Raw genomic sequence first — 1561 nt, forward strand, 5'->3', positions numbered from 1 at the left:
GGCCGGCGGCGCGGCTTGCGACGGCGGCGCTCGCCGGGCGGCCGCGGGTCGCGGTCGACGCCGGCGGGCGCTGGCGGGCGGCGTGGAGCGAGGGCGGCGCGCTGCGGCTGGCGAGCGGCAGCAGCGCGGCAACGGCTGCGACCACTCCCGCGGCGGCGACGCTCGGCAGCGCGACCGGCGACGCGCCGCCGCTGCTCGCCGTCGCCGGAGCGGGCGGCGGCACGACCGCGTGGCCGGCGCTCGACGCCGGCGGGCGGCCGGTCGTCGCGGTGCGGCAGGAGTTCCCCGACGGCCAGCGGCAGACGGCGGCGCTGACGGCGCCGGTCAGCGGCGCGGTCGAGGACGTGACGGCGGGCGGCTCCGGGCTCGGCGACGCGCTCGTCGCCTTCCGCCAGGGATCCGCCGAGGCGGGCGCGATCGTGGCGGCACCGGTGCTCGCGCCGCCGGCCAGATTCGTCGTCAGCGCGCCGCTGGACTGGGTCCGCCCGGCGTCGGCGCGGCTCCACTGGCAGCCGGCGCCGCACGCGATCGGCCACGTCCGCTACGACGTGCTGCTCGACGGCCGCACCGTCGTGCGCAACGCCCCGAGACGGTTCCTGACGCTGCCGGCGCGCGGCCTCGGCGACGCCAGACACACCGTCCGCGTGCTCGCGACCGACGCCGCCGGCCAGCAGACGCTGAGCGCCGCGGTGACGGTCCCCGTCGACGGCGCCGCGCCGCTCGTGACCGTGCGGCGGCTGCCGGGCCGGCGCGTGCGCGTCACCGTCGGCGACCGCGCCGCCGGCCTCGCGCAGGAACGCACCCGGATCGACTTCGGCGACGGCTCGCGGGCCGTCGCGGGCGCGGCCCGCGCGACCCACCGCTACGCCCGCCCCGGCCGCCGCCTGATCCGCGTCCGCGCCGCCGACGCCGTCGGCAACCGCCGCACCGCCGCGATCTGGGTGGAGGCGCGGTGAAGGCTCCCGCCGCCGTCTGCATCGCGGTGGGAGCGCTCGTGCTCACATCAGGGGAGGCACAGGCGACCTGGTCCCCGAGCGTGCTCGTGTCGGCGACGGGCGCGGTCCAGGCGGACAGCGCGTCGCAGCCGGCGATCTCCGCCGACGGCCGCTTCGTCGCCTTCCGCGGCAGCTTCTCCGGCGTCAGCGGCGTCTACCGCAAGGACCTGCGGACGCAGGCGCTGGAGCTGGTCGCGGGCGACGACGCCGACGATCCGTCGATCTCGGCCGACGGCGCGCTCGTCGCCTTCACGACGACCGCCGCGCTCGACGCCGCCGACGACAGCGGCGGCGGCTGCTCCGACGTCTATCTGCGCGACCTGCGGCTCGCGCCCGAGGAGCCCGGCGCCTACCGCCTCGTCTCCGCGCGCGACGGCTCCGCGACCGGCCTGACCTACGCCGGCGGCGGCACGAGCGGCTGCCCCGGCGACGGCGCCGCCGCCGCGCCGCGCGTCGCGCTCAGCGCCGCCGGCGACCGCGTCGTCTTCACCATCGACGGCGCCTCCGACCTCACCGCCGCCGCGCCCGCCCCCGCGCCGCCCACCGCCGCGCCGGCCGCCGCCGCG

Annotated in this window: 1 protein-coding gene and 1 pseudogene; both read left to right on the top strand. The window is 80.4% G+C overall.

The window, feature by feature from the left end:
• Positions 1-956: pseudogene (locus tag Q7L73_RS28565) on the top strand (PKD domain-containing protein); the annotation flags it as partial.
• Positions 953-1561: hypothetical protein (locus tag Q7L73_RS28570; RefSeq protein WP_304715800.1), on the top strand; the 609-nt coding region annotated here is incomplete at its 3' end. The pseudogene Q7L73_RS28565 and the gene Q7L73_RS28570, both read left to right, overlap by 4 nt.

This window comes from Conexibacter sp. CPCC 205762, assembly GCF_030646155.1.
Taxonomy (GTDB): Bacteria; Actinomycetota; Thermoleophilia; order Solirubrobacterales; family Solirubrobacteraceae; genus Conexibacter.